At 70.2% G+C, this 15,460-nt stretch carries 17 protein-coding genes; 7 read left to right on the top strand and 10 right to left on the bottom strand.

The window, feature by feature from the left end:
• The first annotated feature begins 28 nt into the window (after positions 1-28).
• Positions 29-439: a VanZ family protein gene (locus N5095_RS07360; protein WP_267622107.1), complete on the top strand. Its 411-nt coding sequence runs from the start codon at positions 29-31 to the stop codon at positions 437-439.
• Between the two features lie 220 nt (positions 440-659).
• On the opposite strand, the gene N5095_RS07365 is transcribed toward N5095_RS07360, so the two are convergent.
• From N5095_RS07365 to N5095_RS07400, 8 genes are all read right to left on the bottom strand, one after another.
• Positions 660-1,004 (bottom strand): hypothetical protein, encoded by a 345-nt coding sequence (locus N5095_RS07365; RefSeq protein ID WP_267622108.1) that lies wholly within the window; start codon positions 1,002-1,004, stop codon positions 660-662.
• Between the two features lie 159 nt (positions 1,005-1,163).
• Positions 1,164-2,417, bottom strand: a complete 1,254-nt coding sequence (locus N5095_RS07370) for a M20 family metallopeptidase (RefSeq protein WP_267622109.1) — start codon at positions 2,415-2,417, stop codon at positions 1,164-1,166.
• Positions 2,418-2,419: 2 nt separating this feature from the next.
• A complete protein-coding gene (locus N5095_RS07375) occupies positions 2,420-3,844 on the bottom strand; it encodes an APC family permease (RefSeq protein ID WP_267622110.1) in 1,425 nt (474 codons plus the stop codon).
• Positions 3,845-4,043: 199 nt separating this feature from the next.
• Positions 4,044-4,784, bottom strand: a complete 741-nt coding sequence (locus N5095_RS07380; protein ID WP_267622111.1) for a helix-turn-helix domain-containing protein — start codon at positions 4,782-4,784, stop codon at positions 4,044-4,046.
• 96 nt (positions 4,785-4,880) lie between these two features.
• Positions 4,881-5,780, bottom strand: coding sequence for a Vms1/Ankzf1 family peptidyl-tRNA hydrolase (locus tag N5095_RS07385; protein WP_267622112.1), 900 nt, complete (start codon positions 5,778-5,780; stop codon positions 4,881-4,883).
• A gap of 291 nt (positions 5,781-6,071) precedes the next feature.
• On the bottom strand, positions 6,072-6,422 hold the full coding sequence (locus N5095_RS07390; protein ID WP_267622113.1) for a DUF5802 family protein: 351 nt from the start codon (positions 6,420-6,422) through the stop codon (positions 6,072-6,074).
• A gap of 189 nt (positions 6,423-6,611) precedes the next feature.
• Complete coding sequence (locus N5095_RS07395; protein ID WP_267622114.1) at positions 6,612-7,244, bottom strand: hypothetical protein; 633 nt, start codon at positions 7,242-7,244, stop codon at positions 6,612-6,614.
• A 79-nt stretch (positions 7,245-7,323) separates the two neighbouring features.
• Positions 7,324-7,851 (bottom strand): peptidylprolyl isomerase, encoded by a 528-nt coding sequence (locus tag N5095_RS07400; RefSeq protein ID WP_267622115.1) that lies wholly within the window; start codon positions 7,849-7,851, stop codon positions 7,324-7,326.
• 124 nt (positions 7,852-7,975) lie between these two features.
• Here N5095_RS07400 and N5095_RS07405 point away from each other — a divergent pair, with 124 nt between their 5' ends.
• The 4 genes from N5095_RS07405 to N5095_RS07420 all read left to right on the top strand — a co-directional run bounded on the left by N5095_RS07405 (position 7,976) and on the right by N5095_RS07420 (position 10,828).
• Positions 7,976-8,209 (top strand): hypothetical protein, encoded by a 234-nt coding sequence (locus N5095_RS07405; RefSeq protein ID WP_267622116.1) that lies wholly within the window; start codon positions 7,976-7,978, stop codon positions 8,207-8,209.
• 75 nt (positions 8,210-8,284) lie between these two features.
• On the top strand, positions 8,285-9,313 hold the full coding sequence (locus tag N5095_RS07410) for a succinylglutamate desuccinylase/aspartoacylase family protein (RefSeq protein WP_267622117.1): 1,029 nt from the start codon (positions 8,285-8,287) through the stop codon (positions 9,311-9,313).
• A gap of 118 nt (positions 9,314-9,431) precedes the next feature.
• Entirely contained in the window at positions 9,432-10,436 is a 1,005-nt protein-coding gene (locus N5095_RS07415) for an alcohol dehydrogenase (RefSeq protein WP_267622118.1), read from the top strand.
• A 104-nt stretch (positions 10,437-10,540) separates the two neighbouring features.
• Positions 10,541-10,828, top strand: coding sequence for a hypothetical protein (locus tag N5095_RS07420; protein WP_267622120.1), 288 nt, complete (start codon positions 10,541-10,543; stop codon positions 10,826-10,828).
• On the opposite strand, the gene N5095_RS07425 is transcribed toward N5095_RS07420, so the two are convergent.
• Both N5095_RS07425 and N5095_RS07430 read right to left on the bottom strand, forming a co-directional pair.
• A complete protein-coding gene (locus N5095_RS07425) occupies positions 10,818-11,366 on the bottom strand; it encodes a hypothetical protein (RefSeq protein WP_267622121.1) in 549 nt (182 codons plus the stop codon). The genes N5095_RS07420 and N5095_RS07425 overlap by 11 nt on opposite strands.
• An 86-nt stretch (positions 11,367-11,452) precedes the next feature.
• Positions 11,453-12,592, bottom strand: a complete 1,140-nt coding sequence (locus N5095_RS07430; RefSeq protein ID WP_267622122.1) for an anthranilate phosphoribosyltransferase — start codon at positions 12,590-12,592, stop codon at positions 11,453-11,455.
• A gap of 556 nt (positions 12,593-13,148) precedes the next feature.
• Between N5095_RS07430 and N5095_RS07435 the strand changes: the two genes are divergently transcribed.
• Positions 13,149-14,189, top strand: coding sequence for a diacylglycerol/lipid kinase family protein (locus N5095_RS07435; RefSeq protein ID WP_267622123.1), 1,041 nt, complete (start codon positions 13,149-13,151; stop codon positions 14,187-14,189).
• A gap of 59 nt (positions 14,190-14,248) precedes the next feature.
• Entirely contained in the window at positions 14,249-15,313 is a 1,065-nt protein-coding gene (gene ahbB, locus N5095_RS07440; RefSeq protein ID WP_267622124.1) for a siroheme decarboxylase subunit beta, read from the top strand.
• The last annotated feature ends 147 nt before the right edge of the window (positions 15,314-15,460 follow it).

Consider the following 15,460-nt stretch of genomic DNA (forward strand, 5'->3'; position numbering starts at 1 on the left):
TGACCCGCCATCGCCTCCGACCCGTCGAATGAGGCTCCCGTCACCGGGGCGTCGGCTCCGCTGGACCGCCGTCCTCGTCGTCGCGGTCGCCATCCTCGCCGCCTCCGTGGCGCCGCCGGGTCCGGACACCGGCGAGCCGTTCGTCCTCCTCGGCGTCGCGGGCGACAAGTGGCTTCACGCCGCCGCCTACGCCGGACTGGCGGCGACGGCCGGGTGGGCAGTGTTCCTCGACCGACCGGTCCCGCGGGCGCTCGTCCTCGCCGTCTGTCTCTCGGCCGGCTACGGCGTCGCGATGGAGGTCGTGCAGGCACCGCTCCCGGCACGGCAGTTCGACGTCGCGGATATGCTCGCCAACGCGGTCGGTGCGGTCGTCGCGGCGGTCGGGATGTGGGTTCTCGTCGGGACCGTCGAGGAGTCGGACTCCGCCGACCGGGACTGACCGCCCGGCGACCGCGCGCTCACCCGACCGTGGAAGGGAGCGCCGACCGTCGAGGCGTTCGCTCCGTCGGGCGAGCGGGCGTGGGCGTTCGACGTCGACAGAGGTGTCGCCGACGTGACCGTCGACGGCCGACGGGCCTACGTGAGCACCCGTGACGGGACGTTCCACGCGCTCGACGTCTGAGCCGCGGTTCCGCCCCGTCCCCCGCCCTCGCCCGGGTTCAGAAGTGGCCGCCGCTCACGGGGCGGTGGCGGTTCGGCCTCGCGTCGCGGCCGGGGCCGTCGAACTCCGTCTCGACCGACTCGACCATCCCGAGTACGTCCCAGGTCGGGTCGGTCCCGCCCTCGGCGACCCGACGCGCCTCGACCGGGTCCCACTTCCGGTCCTCGCAGGCCGCGGACGCGTCGTAGCGCTCGCCGTCTCCCCGGAGTTCGACCCGCACGCGTCGGCCGGGAACGTACTCGACCGGCCCCGCCAGCCCCTCGACCGTCGTCCCGTCTGCCAGCGTCAGCCGGATTCGCTCGCCCAGTTCCGCGCCGCCCAACTGCTCGACGATGGCTTTCATCGACGCTAGTGCGTTCGTCGCGGGAGGAGTTGAGTGGGCGGTTACTCGCCGTTACCCGGGACGCCGGCGGACGAGCCACGGCTCCGGCGGACGGGCCGGGGCTCCGGCGGCCGAACCGAACCCCGACGACCGAACCGGACCTCAACGGCCGAGCCGGGACTACTCCCCGAGCAGGTCGGCCGCGGCCTCGACCAGAATCTCCGTCACCTCGACCACCTCGTCGGTGTAGACGAACTCGCCCGCCGAGTGGATGTTCTCGCCGTCGGGGCCGAGGATGACCGTCGGGAGGTTCCCCCGGTCCGGGTCGCCGAGGTAGTTGAAGTCGCCGACGCTGGCGAAGTAGGCGGTCTCGGGGGCGACGCCGGTGACGCGCCTCGTCGCCCCTTCGAGCGAGCCCACGAGCGCGTGGTCCGGGTCGGTGACGTACGGACCGTACTTGATGCCGGGGTCCGGCGACTCGCGGAAGCCGACCGCGACCTCGCTGTCGAGGTCGAGCGCCTCGACGGCGGCCTCGGCCTGCTCGCGGACGACCTCGCGGCTCTCGCCGGGGACGACGTGTCGGTCGACCATCAGTCGGGCGCGCTCGGGCACCGAGAGGGTCTGGCTTCCCCCCTCGACCTTGATGGGACAGACCGACCCGTCGCCGAGTTTCTCGTGGGAGTCCACGTCGAGCCCGTCGAGCGTCTCCGCCACCCGACCGGCGTCGACGACGGCGTTGATGCCCTTGTGCGGCTGCGAGCCGTGTGCGGCCCGCCCCCGAATCTCCATGTCGTAGAGGAACCGGCCGCGAGCGCCGAGAATCAGCGCCGGGTTCGACACGTCCGACTGGGCGAGAATGGGCCCCGGCTCCGTCACGACTGCGGCGTCCACGTCGTCGAGGAGACCGTCCCGGAGCAAGCGGTCGGTGCCGAGTCCGTACGGGCCCTCCTCGTCGACGACCGCAGTCAGCAGGAGGTCGCCCGCGAGGTCGAGGTCGCCGGCGTCGACGGCCTCGGCGAGGATCCGGAACGCGACCAGCACCGCGGCGAGGCCGCCCTTCATGTCACAGGCCCCCTGTCCGTACAGCTTCCCGTCCTCGATGCGGCCGGAGAAGGGGTCCTCCTCCCAGGCGTCGACGATCTTCACCGTGTCGACGTGGGCGTTGAGGAGGAGCGTCGGCGCGTCCGGGTCCGACCCCTCCAGCCGGGCGAGGACGTTTCGCCCCTCGTAACCGGTGATGTCGGGCTCCTCGACGCGGTGGTACTCCGGGTCGAGACCAGCCTCGTCGAGCCAGTCGTGGACGAACTCGACGATCTCCTCCTCCTCGAAGTAGGGGCTGGGGATGCGGACGAGGTCCTGCAGCAGCGAGAGGGTGTCGTCGGCGTCGACGCGTTGGGCTACGGTCTCGGACGCCGTGTGTTCCGACTCCGCCATCGTCAGTCACCCCCCGCCGCCGGCGCTCGGTCCGGCTCGACCTCCGGCTCCTCGCGGATGGCCGGGTCGTACTCGTCGCTCGGGACGCCCGGGAGCGTGTCGAGGATGGCCTCCACGTCGGTGTCCGCGCTGTCGCGGTACCAGTAGAAGACGAGCAGGCCGACCGCGAGCCAGGGGAGGTAGATCTCCAGCGAGCCCTGGTACGCCTGCGTCAGGAGCGCACCGGAGCCGAGGACGGCGACGACGACCGGGACGTATATCCAGTTCCCGGGGTCGAAGGCGGCGCGCTCGGCGATTTCGGGGCGCTTCACGTACACGTAGCCGGCGGTCAGCGACACCGCGAAGTACGCGATGAGGTAGCTGAACGTCGCGATGGCGAGCGCCTGGTTCAGCCCGGTGCTCCAGAAGGTGAGGAAGCTGGCGACGACGTACAGCGTCAGCAGGGACCAGTGGGGCGTGTTGAATCGCTCGCTCACCTGCGAGAACTGCCTCGGGAAGATGCCGTCCCACGACCAGGAGTACGGCATCTTGATGCCAGCGGCCATCACCGCGTGGACCGAGGAGGCGGTGGCGAGCAGGCCGCCGACTGCGACGACGGTGATGCCGAGGTCGCCGAGGAACGCCTCCGCCGCGGTGGCGAGCGGACGCGCTGAGTCCGCGAGGACGGTGTACTCGGCGACCACGCCGTAGATGACCGCCGCGGTCCACATGTAGAGGACGATGAGCACGAGCGTCCCGCCGACCATCGCGAGCGGGAGGTTCCGTGAGGGGTTCTTCACCTCCGCACCCATCTGCCCGGCGACGGCGATGCCGATGTAGGCATAAAAGAGGGGAACGGCGGCGGCGACGAACCCGTCGAACCCGCCGGTGAAGAACGGCTGGTAGTTCGCCGGGTCGACGTTCATCGACCCCGGAATCACGAGCACGAGGATGGAGAGGATGAGGAAGCCGAAGATGACGTTCTGCGAGACGCTGTACCCCTTCGTGCCGACGAGGTTCACGAGGAAGAGGACGGTGAGCAGGCCGAACCCGGCGAGCGCGGGGTCGACGCTCGGGTAGAACACCTGCAGGTACGAGCCGAACCCGATGGCGAGGACGGCGTCGGCGGCCATGTAGCCGAGCCACTTCGACCACGTCACGACGAAGCCCGGCAACCGATTCCGGAACGTCCGCGTGATGTAGCTGTACGACCCGGCGGCGCCGGGGAAGATGGTCGCCATCCAACTGTAGTTCGTCGCGATGGCCATCGCGAGCAGCCCCGAGACCGCCACCACGAGGATGACGCTCGGCCCGGTGGTGCTGCTCGCCGTCCCGAGCGTGACGAACAGCCCGGCCCCGAGCGTGCCGGCGACGACGGTGCTTATCGCCGCGAGCGGCCCCATGTTGCGTGCGAGGCTGTTCCCCTCGTTCGCGTCAGTCGATGCCATGCGAAGAGACATCACGGATTCGACGGTAAACCCCGTCCCTAGCATGGTTGGGTCGTCGGAGGTGGGACAGGATGCGGCGGGCTCGACCGACGCCTGCCCGCGTGCTTGCCCGAGGTCGGCTCGTTCGGGGAGGCTCGCTCGTGATTGGTCTCCCCGGCGCCGGGCCGACTTCCTCGCGGTCGCCCTCCCGGCGCCCGACTCACTCCGGGTCGAGCAGTTTGGCCTCGGCCTTCCGGAGATGTTCGAGCACCGTCGCCTTCGAGAGGCCGAGGTCGTCGGCGAGCTCCGACGCCGACACTTCCCGGGGCCAGGTGTAGTACCCCCGTTTGCGCGCGAGTTCGAACACCTCGCGCTGGCGCTCCGAGAGGCCGTCGCTGCGGAAGATGCCGGAGCCGACGCCGTCCTCCAGGGTGGCGATGTGCTCGACTTCCACGTCGGCGCGCATCTCCTCGCGCACCTCGTCGAGCGCCCGAGTCACGGCGTCGCGGTCCTTGTCGACGACGACGGTCCAGTACTCCCGGCCGCGGTACATCCGCACCGGCTCGTCGGGGATGAACCCCCGCGAGACGAGCGCGTCGTTGATTGAGTTCTCGATGGCGTAGCGGACGACGATACCCTGCGCCGCGGCGCCGGGGGCGAGCCGGTCGTCGGCGAGCTGGTGGGGTTCGTCGACCCCCCACACGTCGTCGACGAGGTCGCTGTCGGCGATGGTCTCCACGAGCGTCTCCAGCTCCGCCGTCGAGTCGGCGTAGGCCGTGAACCGCCCTTGGGCCTTCCCCTCGACGTGGTGGACGCCGTGGCCCAGCAGGCCACCCGGGACGGCCGCCGTCACCTGGAGCGTCCAGCAGTTCGGGTGCCAGATGTCGAGGGTCAGACGCGACCCACCGGCTCCGGCACTCCCCTCGGACGCCTCCGTCGGCTCCTCCCGGTCGGCTGCCATACGGGTAGTCGGTACGGGAATAGCCGTGTTAAGGCTTCCCAATGTGCGGGTTCGTGACGTGTCCGACCGACGTGCGACGAGCGTCTGCCGGGGCGACTACACCCGGTACAGCCGGGTCGTCCAGAAGTCCCGGAACGCCGCCGTCAGCGCCTCGTCGGGGTCGCCGCTGGCGTCGCTGACGGCCGTGTGGTCGGCGAGGTCCCGAAGCTCGCGGACGGCCCGACGGTCACCGACGACGATGAGCCGGTCGGGACGCCGCTCCGCAATCGCCTCCCGGCATCGGTCGAGGTGTTCGTCCACCTGGTCCTCGCGGCGGCGCTCGAAGCGGGCCTGCGAGAAGCCGCCCTTCGAGTGGCGGTTCATCACGTCGCTCTCGAACCCCGCCGCCGACGCGAACTCGCTCCCGTCGTACTCGCCGTAGGCGAACAGGTCGGCGCGGACCAGCGCGAAGCCGAACTCGTCGGTGGGTCGGAACGGGGCGTCGTCGACGCGGAACCCGTCGGCCCACTGGGCGAACGGCTCCGGCGGGAGCGGCGGCGCGAGCGCGACGCTCACCAGCCCCGCGTCGTCGGCGTAGGCGAGACAGGGCGCGGCCTCGGCGACGAGCGGCGCCCGGTCGCCGAACGCCGCTTCGACCGCTTCGGGCAGGTCGTCGGCGCGGTCGGAGACGACGGCGGCGCTCATCGCCCCCTCGCGGCCGGCGTCGACGCTCCGCAGGCGGGCGAGCACGTCGTCCAGCCGACTCCCGCGCAGGCTCTCCACGCCCCGGTAGTCGAGGTCGGCGGCGTCCCCGCCGAGTCGTTCGACGCGGTCCTCTAGCTCCTCGACGCGGTCCTCCAGCCGGTTGACGCGCTCCTCGGCCGCCTGACGGGCGGTGACGGCCTCGCTCCGTCGCTCGCCCTCGGCTTCGAGGCGTTCCTCCAGCCGACGCTTCTCCTCCTCTAGCTCCTCGATCCGCGCCTTGAGCTCGCTGCGGCCGAGCAGCTCGTCGAGCATACTCGTTTCGTCGCGTGCGGGTACGTATAGTTTGGGAGTCTTTTCGCAGCCGATGTCGTCGGTGCCGTCGGGTCGGAGTTCGCGACTCTCGAAAGCCCCCTGCCGCTCGACTCGGGAGGCTCGCTGCGCTCCTCAGTCGCTCGCGTTGCTCGCTCCCTGCGGTGCTTGCGTCGCCCGCCTTCGTCGACCGACAGGCCCCTTTCGGAGCCCCACCCTGTCGTTTCTCGATAGTCGTCGCTGGCGGCTGGTCGGCGGTCGTCGCCGGCGAACCGCGTCCGGCACCGACCCCGACTACGCCGCGTCCGGCGCCTCGTAGCCGGAGATACGCAGGAGCTGGTACGCGCGCTCGGCTTTCGCGAGGAACACCTGGCGGCGGTCCGGCAGCGACCGAGGTTCGAGGTCGAGGTCGCGCGGGACGAGCAGCGTTCCGGCCGGCACCTCGTCGTCGCCGAGCACCGGGAAGTGTGTTCGGTCGAGCTTCATCACCAGCGGGGCGTCGATCCGCTCGACCCCCTCGCCGTCGGTGTACAACTGCTCGTTCATCCGCTCGTGGTCCGCGCGCTGAATCGCCGCTTTGGCACCGTCGTACGGCTCGACGAACATCTCGCCGAGGTAGTACCCGCTTGAGAAGCGTTCGAACATCTGTGCATGTGAATATGACCCACGATAGTTGATAAGTATTGTCACGGTAGCTTATGTAGGACCGCATTCAGTGGGCTGTACGAACGGGCTACTCCGAGGAGGGGTCGACGACGAGCAGCACACAGAATTCGAGTGGCACGGGCGTGTTCGGTCAGCCTACCGGTGCCCGGAGGACCGGCCGGGGTCGGGTCAGCAGCCGCCGCCGGCTCCGGTGCCCGCCCCGCCCGCACCGGCACAGCTCGCGGCGCTCGCGCTCGCTCCGGCCGCCGCCGCGGCGCCACTCGTCACCACTGCGGCGTTCGTCCGACTGCTGTAGTCGCGACACTCGCCCCACGCGACGGGGGCGATCTCGTCGTCGATGTCGTCGGCGTCGAGCATCGCCTCCCGGAGCGCGTCGACGCCGAGCCCCGTGTCGGAGACGAACCGGTCGGCCAGTTCCGGGGTGACGGCGACGCGGCGGCACTCCTCGGCCTCGAACAGTTCGTCCCCGTCGAAGGTGAACTGGACGTCGTAGTGCCGGACGAAGACGCCCTCGAACGCCGGGACGAGCGCCGACAGCGCCTCGCCGACCAGTCGCCAGACGCGGTCGTAGTCGGGTTCCGCCACGTCCTCGCCGAGGGAGAACCGGGCGATGGGGACGACTATCGGCTCGTCGTCCGGCCCTTCGTTGACCACGGCCACGCCCGCCACGGCGGCGTCCTCGACGCCGACCGCGCCCGAGAGGCGGTCTTCGAGGGCGTCGTCGGCGCGATTCTGTCGGTCCTTCAGGTCGACCCCTTCGTCGGTCGTGTCGTCGCCGAGCAAGCGTTCGAGGAGGGACATCCAGGTCGGTAGTTAGCCGTCGTACCGACAAAAAAGTGGGCTCCGGTGGCGGCGGTGAGGCGCTCTCGACTCGCCGGAGTTACCGGTACACCATCACGGACTCGATGGTGACGTCCTCGGTGGGCTTGTCCTGGGCGTCGGTGTCGACGTTGCCGATGTCGCGGACGACGTCCATCCCGTCGATGACCTTCCCGAAGACGGCGTGGCGGCCGTCGAGGTGGGGTTGGGCGTCCAGCGTGATGAAGAACTGCGAGCCGTTCGTGTTCGGCCCGGAGTTCGCCATCGAGAGGATACCCTCGCTCTCGTGGCTGAGTTCGTCGTGGAACTCGTCGTCGAACTGGTAGCCGGGGCCGCCGCGGCCGGTCCCGGTCGGGTCCCCGCCCTGCACCATGAAGTCGTCGATGACGCGGTGGAAGATGGTCCCCTCGTACAGCGAGTCGGTCCGCGTCTCGCCGGTCTCCGGGTCCTCCCACTCCTGACTGCCCGTCGCGAGGCCGACGAAGTTCTCGACGGTGCGGGGGGCGCGCTCCTCGAACAGTTCCACCGTGATGTCGCCCTTGCTCGTCTGAATCTTCGCGGTCGGGTTGTCGGGGTTCTCCTGGTCCATACCCGACCCGTATCGCTCCCGGGGGAAGAACCTACTGCCACGCCCCGCTCACACTCCTCCTCCGGCCCGGTCGCTTCCCGGGGCCGTCACGCCCTTTCGGTTCGCGTCCGTATCCCCGTCCGCGATGGCCCACGACTTCACACCGGACGACGTGTCGAAACCTGTCCTCGACTCGGAGGGGAACGAAATCGGCGAAGTATCGGACGTGGTCGACGGCGAGGCCCGCCTGACGGCCGACCCCGACGCGCCCGACGAGGTCCGGCAGGCCCTCGACGTCGACGACACCGGAAGCGCCACGCTGGAGAGCCACCGCGTCGATGGCGTCACCGACGACGCGGTCCGGCTGAACAAGCTCTGAACCGGGCGTTTCCGCGGAACGAGGGCCGGCGGAGGGGCCCCCAGATTCATACTGCCGGCGGGCCTGTCACCCCCTATGCACACCGCGGAACGAATCTCCCTCGCGCGGTTGCCCTCCGGCGTCGACGTGGAGACGACGGTCCACGTCTACGAGGGTAACGAATCGGGGCCGACGCTCTACGTGCAGGCGGCTCAGCACGGCCGCGAGGTCAACGGTACCGAGGTGCTCCGCCGGCTCCACGGTCGCATCGACCACGAGGCGCTCGCCGGCCGTCTCGTCGCCGTCCCCGTCGCCGACCCGCTCACCTTCGACCGCGTCTCCTACACCACGCCCGAGGTGCTCGACTCGGTCAACGCCAACATGAACCGGTGTTGGCCGGGCGACCCCGAGGGGACGCTCCACGAGCGCATGGCCGCCCGGCTCTGGGAGTTCGCGAGCGACGCCGACGCCCTCGTCGACCTCCACACGGGGAGCCCGACGATGCTCACCCACACCGTCTTCCAGGAGGGCGACCCCGGCTCCGCCGCGCTCGCGGAGGCGTTCGGCACCGAACTCCTCCTCGCAGAGGCCGCCGGCGACGAAGCGGACGTGGAGTGGTCCGAACGCGGCTTCGACGGAAAGCTCCGCGTCACCGCGACCAGGGACGGCGTCCCCGCCATCACGCCCGAACTCGCCCACAGCAAGCAACTGGTGGAGCAAGCCATCGAGACCGGCGTCCGCGGCGTGTTCAACGTCCTCCGGCACCTCGACATGCTGCAGGGAGCTCCCGATCCCCATCCCGAACAGCGCCTCGGGCGCAACCATCTCGGCCGCGTCGTCGCCGAGGATTCGGGCCTGTACCGGCCGAGTGCGAACGCCGAACTCGGCGAGACCGTCGAGGAGGGTGACTTCCTCGGGCGCGTCTACGACCCGACGAGCTACGAGGAACTGCAGGAGGTCGAGGCGGTCCGAGACGGTCTGGTGTACTCGGTCGCCCGGGAGGCGACAGTCACCGCCGGCCAGACGCTCGTCGGCGTCGCGATGCCGTACCACGACGAGACGTGGGCCGACGAGGACGCCGAGGCGGATGCCGACGAGCCGGTCGGGGACGACGGCGGAGCGTGAACCCGGGTCGACGTCTCCGGCGTCGTCACGTTCTCCCCGAGTGAGACGCCGCAAGCCCCGCCGGTTGGCGCGCCACTAACCCCGTGCCCATCGAACCCACAGTCGTTCTATGTCCCAGATGAGAGCGGTTCAGGTTCCGGAGCCGGGCGCCGACTTCGAGGTCGTCGAGACCGAGATTCCCGACCCGGCGGCCGACGAAGTCCGAATCGAGGTCGAGGCCTGCGGCGTCTGTCACAGCGACGTGTTCGTCAAGGAGGGCCAGTGGCCCGGCGTCGAGTACCCCCGCGTCCCCGGCCACGAAATCGCCGGCTACGTCGACGCCGTCGGCGACGACGTAACCGAGTGGAACGAGGGCGACCGCGTCGGTGTCGGCTGGCACGGCGGCCACTGCTTCACCTGCGAGCCGTGTCGCCGCGGCGACTTCATCGCCTGCGAGAACGCGGGCGTCACCGGCATCAGCTTCGACGGCGGCTACGCCGAGTACGTCGTCGCGCCCCACGAGGCGCTGGCGTCGATGCCCGAGGACCTCGACGCGACGAGCGCCGCACCGCTTCTGTGTGCCGGCGTGACGACGTTCAACTCGCTTCGAAACAGCAGCGCCGAGCCGGGCGACCTGGTCGCCGTGCAGGGCGTCGGGGGGCTCGGCCACCTCGGCATCCAGTTCGCCCGCGCGTCGGGGTTCGAGGTCGCGGCGGTGTCGCGAGGCACCGACAAGCGCGACCTCGCGATGGAACTCGGCGCGGACCACTTCGTCGACAGCGAGGCCGAGGACCCGGCCGAGGCGCTCCAGGAGCTCGGCGGCGCGGACGTGCTCCTCGCGACCGCCCCGAGCGCCGACGCCATCGCCTCGGTCGTCGGCGGCCTCGGCGTCGAGGGCGAACTGCTCACCGTCGCCGTTCCCGGCGAGGAGGTGCCCGTGTCGGTGCAGGCGCTCGTGCAGGGTCGCCGCCGCGTCCAGGGGTGGCCCTCGGGCACGGCGAAGGACTCACAGGACACCCTGGAGTTCGGCGCGCTCCGCGACGTGGAGTCGATGGTCGAGACGTACTCGCTGGAGGAGGCGGCCGACGCCTACGAGGCGATGCTCTCGGGGGACGCCCGTTTCCGGGCCGTCATCGAACCCTAACCGGCTGGAGCGTCCCGTAGCCGACCGTACCGTCCCGTCCACCGGACTTTCTTCCGACGCCCGGCCACGAGGGTTAAGCCCGTGGCTCGCGCTACCGTTGCCCCATGAGTGGAACCCGGGAGCCGGGGGACGTGCGGAAAGAAGACGAGTACGAGGAGCGCCTGCAGGCGGACCTCTCGGAGCTACTGGGCGTCGACGTCGACGTGTCGCTCGCACAGGTACACGAACACGGCCGGGAGGTAGACCTGGAGTTCGAGGTCCAGCCCGACCCGGCGGCGCTCGCCGACCTCCTCCGGGAGCACGACGCCGACCGGTACGGCGACGTCGCCGCCGGCGAGCGGGGTCGGGTCGTCCAACGGGTCGAATCCGGGAATGGCGACGCTACCGACTAACCCGGCGAAACAGACCCGTCGGAGTCGTCGACGCTCCCCGGCGCCATCGGTACGCGAGGCTGCCCAGGACCCCCCCGAGCGCACCGACGCCGACGAGGTACGCGAGGTAGCCGCCGAACCACGCGACCCCGAACAGCGACGGGGTATCGGTCACGAACCGAACCATGCCGAACCCGACGAACGTCGCGAGCGTGGCGAGCGTGGTGGCGACGACCCAGCCGTCGACCGCCCAGCGCAGGCCGACCTCCGCGTCGGCACCGACGGCGAGGAGGACGGTCCAGCCGACCCCGAGCGGAACGAGCACGTACGCGCCCCCGAGCAGGAGCGGAATCGACGCGGTGTCGAGGTCGAGTCCGGTGAGACCGGCGAGGAAGCCGCCGACGACCAGCGGGACCGCGAGGGCGCCGGCTAGCCCGCGGCCGAACCCACCGAGGGGTCGCCGCAGGAGGTGCGCGAGGAACGTCACGGGGAGTGCGAGCAGAGGCAAGGCTGCCAGCGCGAACAGCCCGTACACGAACCCCGGCCCGACGTTAGTCACGACAGGCTAGACGTTCGTTCTCGATAATAAAGTCTTCTCCGGGGACTCCGGGCCCGCGGGCCGGCACGAACCTCGTGCTCGTGGCCTCAGAACGCCCGGAGGTCCGAGAGCACGGCCTCGGCGCTTCCGTCGTCGATGGCCGCGCGGGCCATCTCCAGCCCCTCGTCGAGCGAGTCGGCGTCCTCGCGGGCGTAGATACGGAAGGCGGCGTTGAGCGCAATCGCGTCCGCGAACTGGTCGTCGCGCTCGCCGGCGACGACCTCCTCGGCGATGCGGGCGGAGTCGGCGGCGACGTCGTCGACTTCGAGGTCCTCGTTCTCGAAGTCCATCCCGTAGTTGGGCGTCTCTATCTCGTAGTCGGTGAACTCCCCTGCTCGCGGCTCCTCACCGTCGCCGCTCGCCGTTTCCGAGCCGCTCCGCGGCTCGCGCGTCCACTCGGCCACTTTGGTGTACCCCGGTCGGATGTCGTCGTACCCCTCCATCCCCTGGAACATGATGACGCGGTGGAGGTCGTGGCTCTCCGACAGTTCGAACGTGTCGGTCACCTTCTTCGCGAAGGCGAGGTGGTAGAACGAGCCGAGGTGGACGTCGGCGCGGGCGGGGTTCGCCAGCGTCTCGACGGTGTTGACGAACGTGCGGACGCCCATCTGGTCCCGGCGCTCGTTCAGGGCGTCGACCGCGGGGTTGAACGCGGGCTGGTAGTAGAAGCCGAAGCCGGTCTCGTCGACCATGTCGGCGGACTCCGCCGGTTCGAGTTCGGTGCGCACGCCCAACTCGTCGAGGACGTGTTTGTACGCGTCCTGTTTCTGGGTCGGCACGCGGTCGCCCGAGTGGGTGACGACCGGCGTCCCGGCGCCCGCGGCGACGATGCCGGCGCCGACGCCGAGGATGGCGGTGTCGCCCTTCCCGTCGTAGTTGGCGCCGCAGTCGACCGGGTCGGCGTCGGGTTCGGCGTACTCCACCTGCTCGCACATCACGTCGGTGAACGCCGCCAACTCCTCGGCGACGTTGTGCTTCCAGCGGTTCGCCAGCCAGAACGCACCCAGCGTCGTGTGGTCCGGTTCCCCGGCGAGGATTCGCCGCATCGCCTCGGTCGCCTGCTCGCGGTTCATGTCCTCGGCGGACTTCGTGCCCGTGCCGACCACCTCGGTCATCAGGCGCTTCAGCGGCCACTCGCCGAACTGTCCGGACACGTCGGCGCCGCTCGCGTCGTCGGTGTCGCTCATGGACGGGCGTTGGGATGGCGCGGAGAAAAGCGTCCCGTTACGGTCGGCGGGGTTGACGATGTGGCTCGATGCGGCGACGGATTGGACGGCGCGACCGCCCCGACGGGCGGCCGCGCGCCCCCGGCCGAATGCGAGCGGGACGTCCGGCCCGACCGGTGTGTCGGTCGGGCAACCTCCCTGTGTCTCCGCGAAACCCGGCGCACGCGCCGGAATGCCAGTTCTATCGCGTGTTCCGGAAAACGCGTATCGCATCCGTCCGCAGGAGTCGCCTCCTGCGTTAGCTATGTACCCACGGCGGCCGAATACCGTCCCTGCCTAATCACCTAAATAGGCGCCAGCGACTTTTCGTCTCAGTAGGGTTGGCGCACCCGCGGGGCGCGGGACCGCCCTAATCGAAACCTCCAGTGCGACCTCGCCCTCGCCGTCGATTCGGTGGGAGCGACTCACCAGAAACCGGTCCCGTCTCTACTCGTGACCCTGGGTGCGTCCGAGACCGGGGTCGGCGACCCGACGACCGGCGACCAAGGGTTTCCGTCTCGGCTTCGAACGTGGGCGTATGGACCCGGATGGTGGGACTGGGATGCGGATCGCGGAGGACGACGACAGCGACCCGGAGGAGCGGTGGCTCGTCCTCAACCCGGAGAGCGGCGACGGCGGGCACCGCGAGCGGGTTCGCCGGCTCGCCGAGGAGCGGGGGTACACCGTCCGAGAGACGCAGTACGCGGGTCACGCACCCGAACTCGCACGCGAGGCTGCCGCGGCCGACGCGGACCTCGTCGCCGCCGCGGGTGGCGACGGGACGCTCAACGGGGTCGTCTCTGGGCTCGACGACGCCGACGCGCTCCCGCGGACGGTAGTCGGGGTCGTCCCCGTCGGCACCGCGAACATCTTCGCGGACCTCGTCGGCGTCGAGGGCGTCGAACACGCCTTCGAGGTGTTAGCCGACGGGCGCGAACGCCGCGTCGACCTCGGGACGGTCGAGGGTGGGTCACCCGGTGACGGGTCGGCCGCGCTGGCCGACGACCCCCGGAGCGGACGGGACGACGCGGACGACGACGACAGCCGCGGCCTGTTCGTCCTCTCCTCTCTCGCCGGGCTCCCTGCGGAGGCGAGTCTGGCCACCTCTTCGGCGCTGAAGTCCCGCCTCGGCACGGTCGCGTTCGTCGCCACGGCGCTCCGAGAGGCCATCGACTTCGACGGCATCCACCTCTCCGTCGAGGCGGTCGTAGATGGTGAGGAGACGACGTGGGAGGGGGACGCGCTCGTCGCGCTCGTGGGCAACCTCCGCGGGTTCGGCCCGCCTCGCGCCCGCGCGAACGCCGAGGACGGCCTGCTCGACGCCGTCATCGTCGAGCGGATGCCGACCCGCGAACTCCTCGCCGAGGCCGCTACCGGCGACCTGTTCGACCCCGACGCCGACCACGCCCGGCACTTCCGGTCGACCAGCCTCGAAATCGACGCCGCGAACGAACTCGCCTTCAGCGTCGACGGCGAGCGCCTCGCGACCGACCACCTCTCCGTCGGGGTCCGGCCGGGCGTCCTCCGAATCAAGGTCGGCCCCGACTACGACGCGGCGCTCCCGAACCCCGACGACTGAACGTCCGGTCCCGCCCCGAACCCGAAAACCGTACGTGTACCCCTTCCTAAGTGCCGTCGATGAGTGCCACGGACCCCGAGTCCAACGCCCCGGACTGGCAGGCCACCCTCGACGCCCTCGACGAGGTCGACGCCGCCCTCGTCGACGGCTACCAGAGCGGGTTTCCCGTCACGGAGCGGCCGTTTCGGGTCGTCGCCGACGAACTCGGCGTGAGCGAGTACGAGGCTCTCGACCGGGTGCGTCGACTGCGCGAACAGGGGGTGTTCCGCCGGTTCGGCGCCGTGCTCAACCCGCCCGTCATCGGGAGTTCGACCCTCGCGGCGGTGCAGGCCCCCGAGGACCGATTCGACGAGGTGGCCGAGATAATCAACGGCTACCGCCAGGTGAACCACAACTACCGTCGGGACCACGCCTGGAACATGTGGTTCGTCGTCACCGCCGGGTGCCGGAAGACCCGGGACCGCATCCTCCGCGAAATCGAGGAGCGCACCGGCTGTGCGGTGCTGAACCTCCCGATGCTCACCGACTACTACATCGACCTCGAGTTCCCCGTCGTCAACCGGGACCGCTTCGCCCGGGAGTCGGTCGAAGAGACCCACGTGGAGGCCACCCGCATCAGCGAAGACGCCACCGGCGGGCTCACCGACCTCGAGGCCGACCTCCTCGTCGCGATTCAGGGCGGGCTTCCGCTGACGAAGACACCCTACGGGGACGTGGCCGACGAAATCGGCGCCGACGTGGCGGACGTGCTCGACGCCGTCCGGCGCCTGCTCGACGGGGGCCAGATAAAGCGCATCGGCTGTGTGGTGAACCACGTCGTCACCGGCTTCCGGAACAACTGCATGGTCGTCTGGAACGTCCCCGACGAGGAGTTAGACGAGCGGGGGGTCCGCGTCGGGTCGCTCCCCTACGTGACGCTGTGTTATCACCGGCCCCGACGGCCCGAGCAGGGGTGGGAGTACAACCTCTTCACCATGGTCCACGGACGCGAGGCCGACGCGGTGGACGAGAAGGTCGACGAACTCGCGAGCGAGCACCTTCCCTTCGAACACGAGCGGCTCTACTCCACCGAGACCCTGAAACAGACTGGGGCGCGCTACGACGAACTGGTCTCCTCGGAGTGAGTTCTCCGGGTCGTCCGTAGGTTGCTTTCCTCGTTCGCAGTCGAGTAGACTCAGCGAGGTCCTCGTGCGCTACTCGCGGTAAGGAGCCGCGCTCGGCGCGCGCCGAGCGGCCTTTATGGCCGTCTTCGCGAGCGTAGCGAGCGAAGG

Source organism: Halobium salinum (genome assembly GCF_026586625.1).
GTDB lineage: Archaea > Halobacteriota > Halobacteria > Halobacteriales > Haloferacaceae > Halobium > Halobium salinum.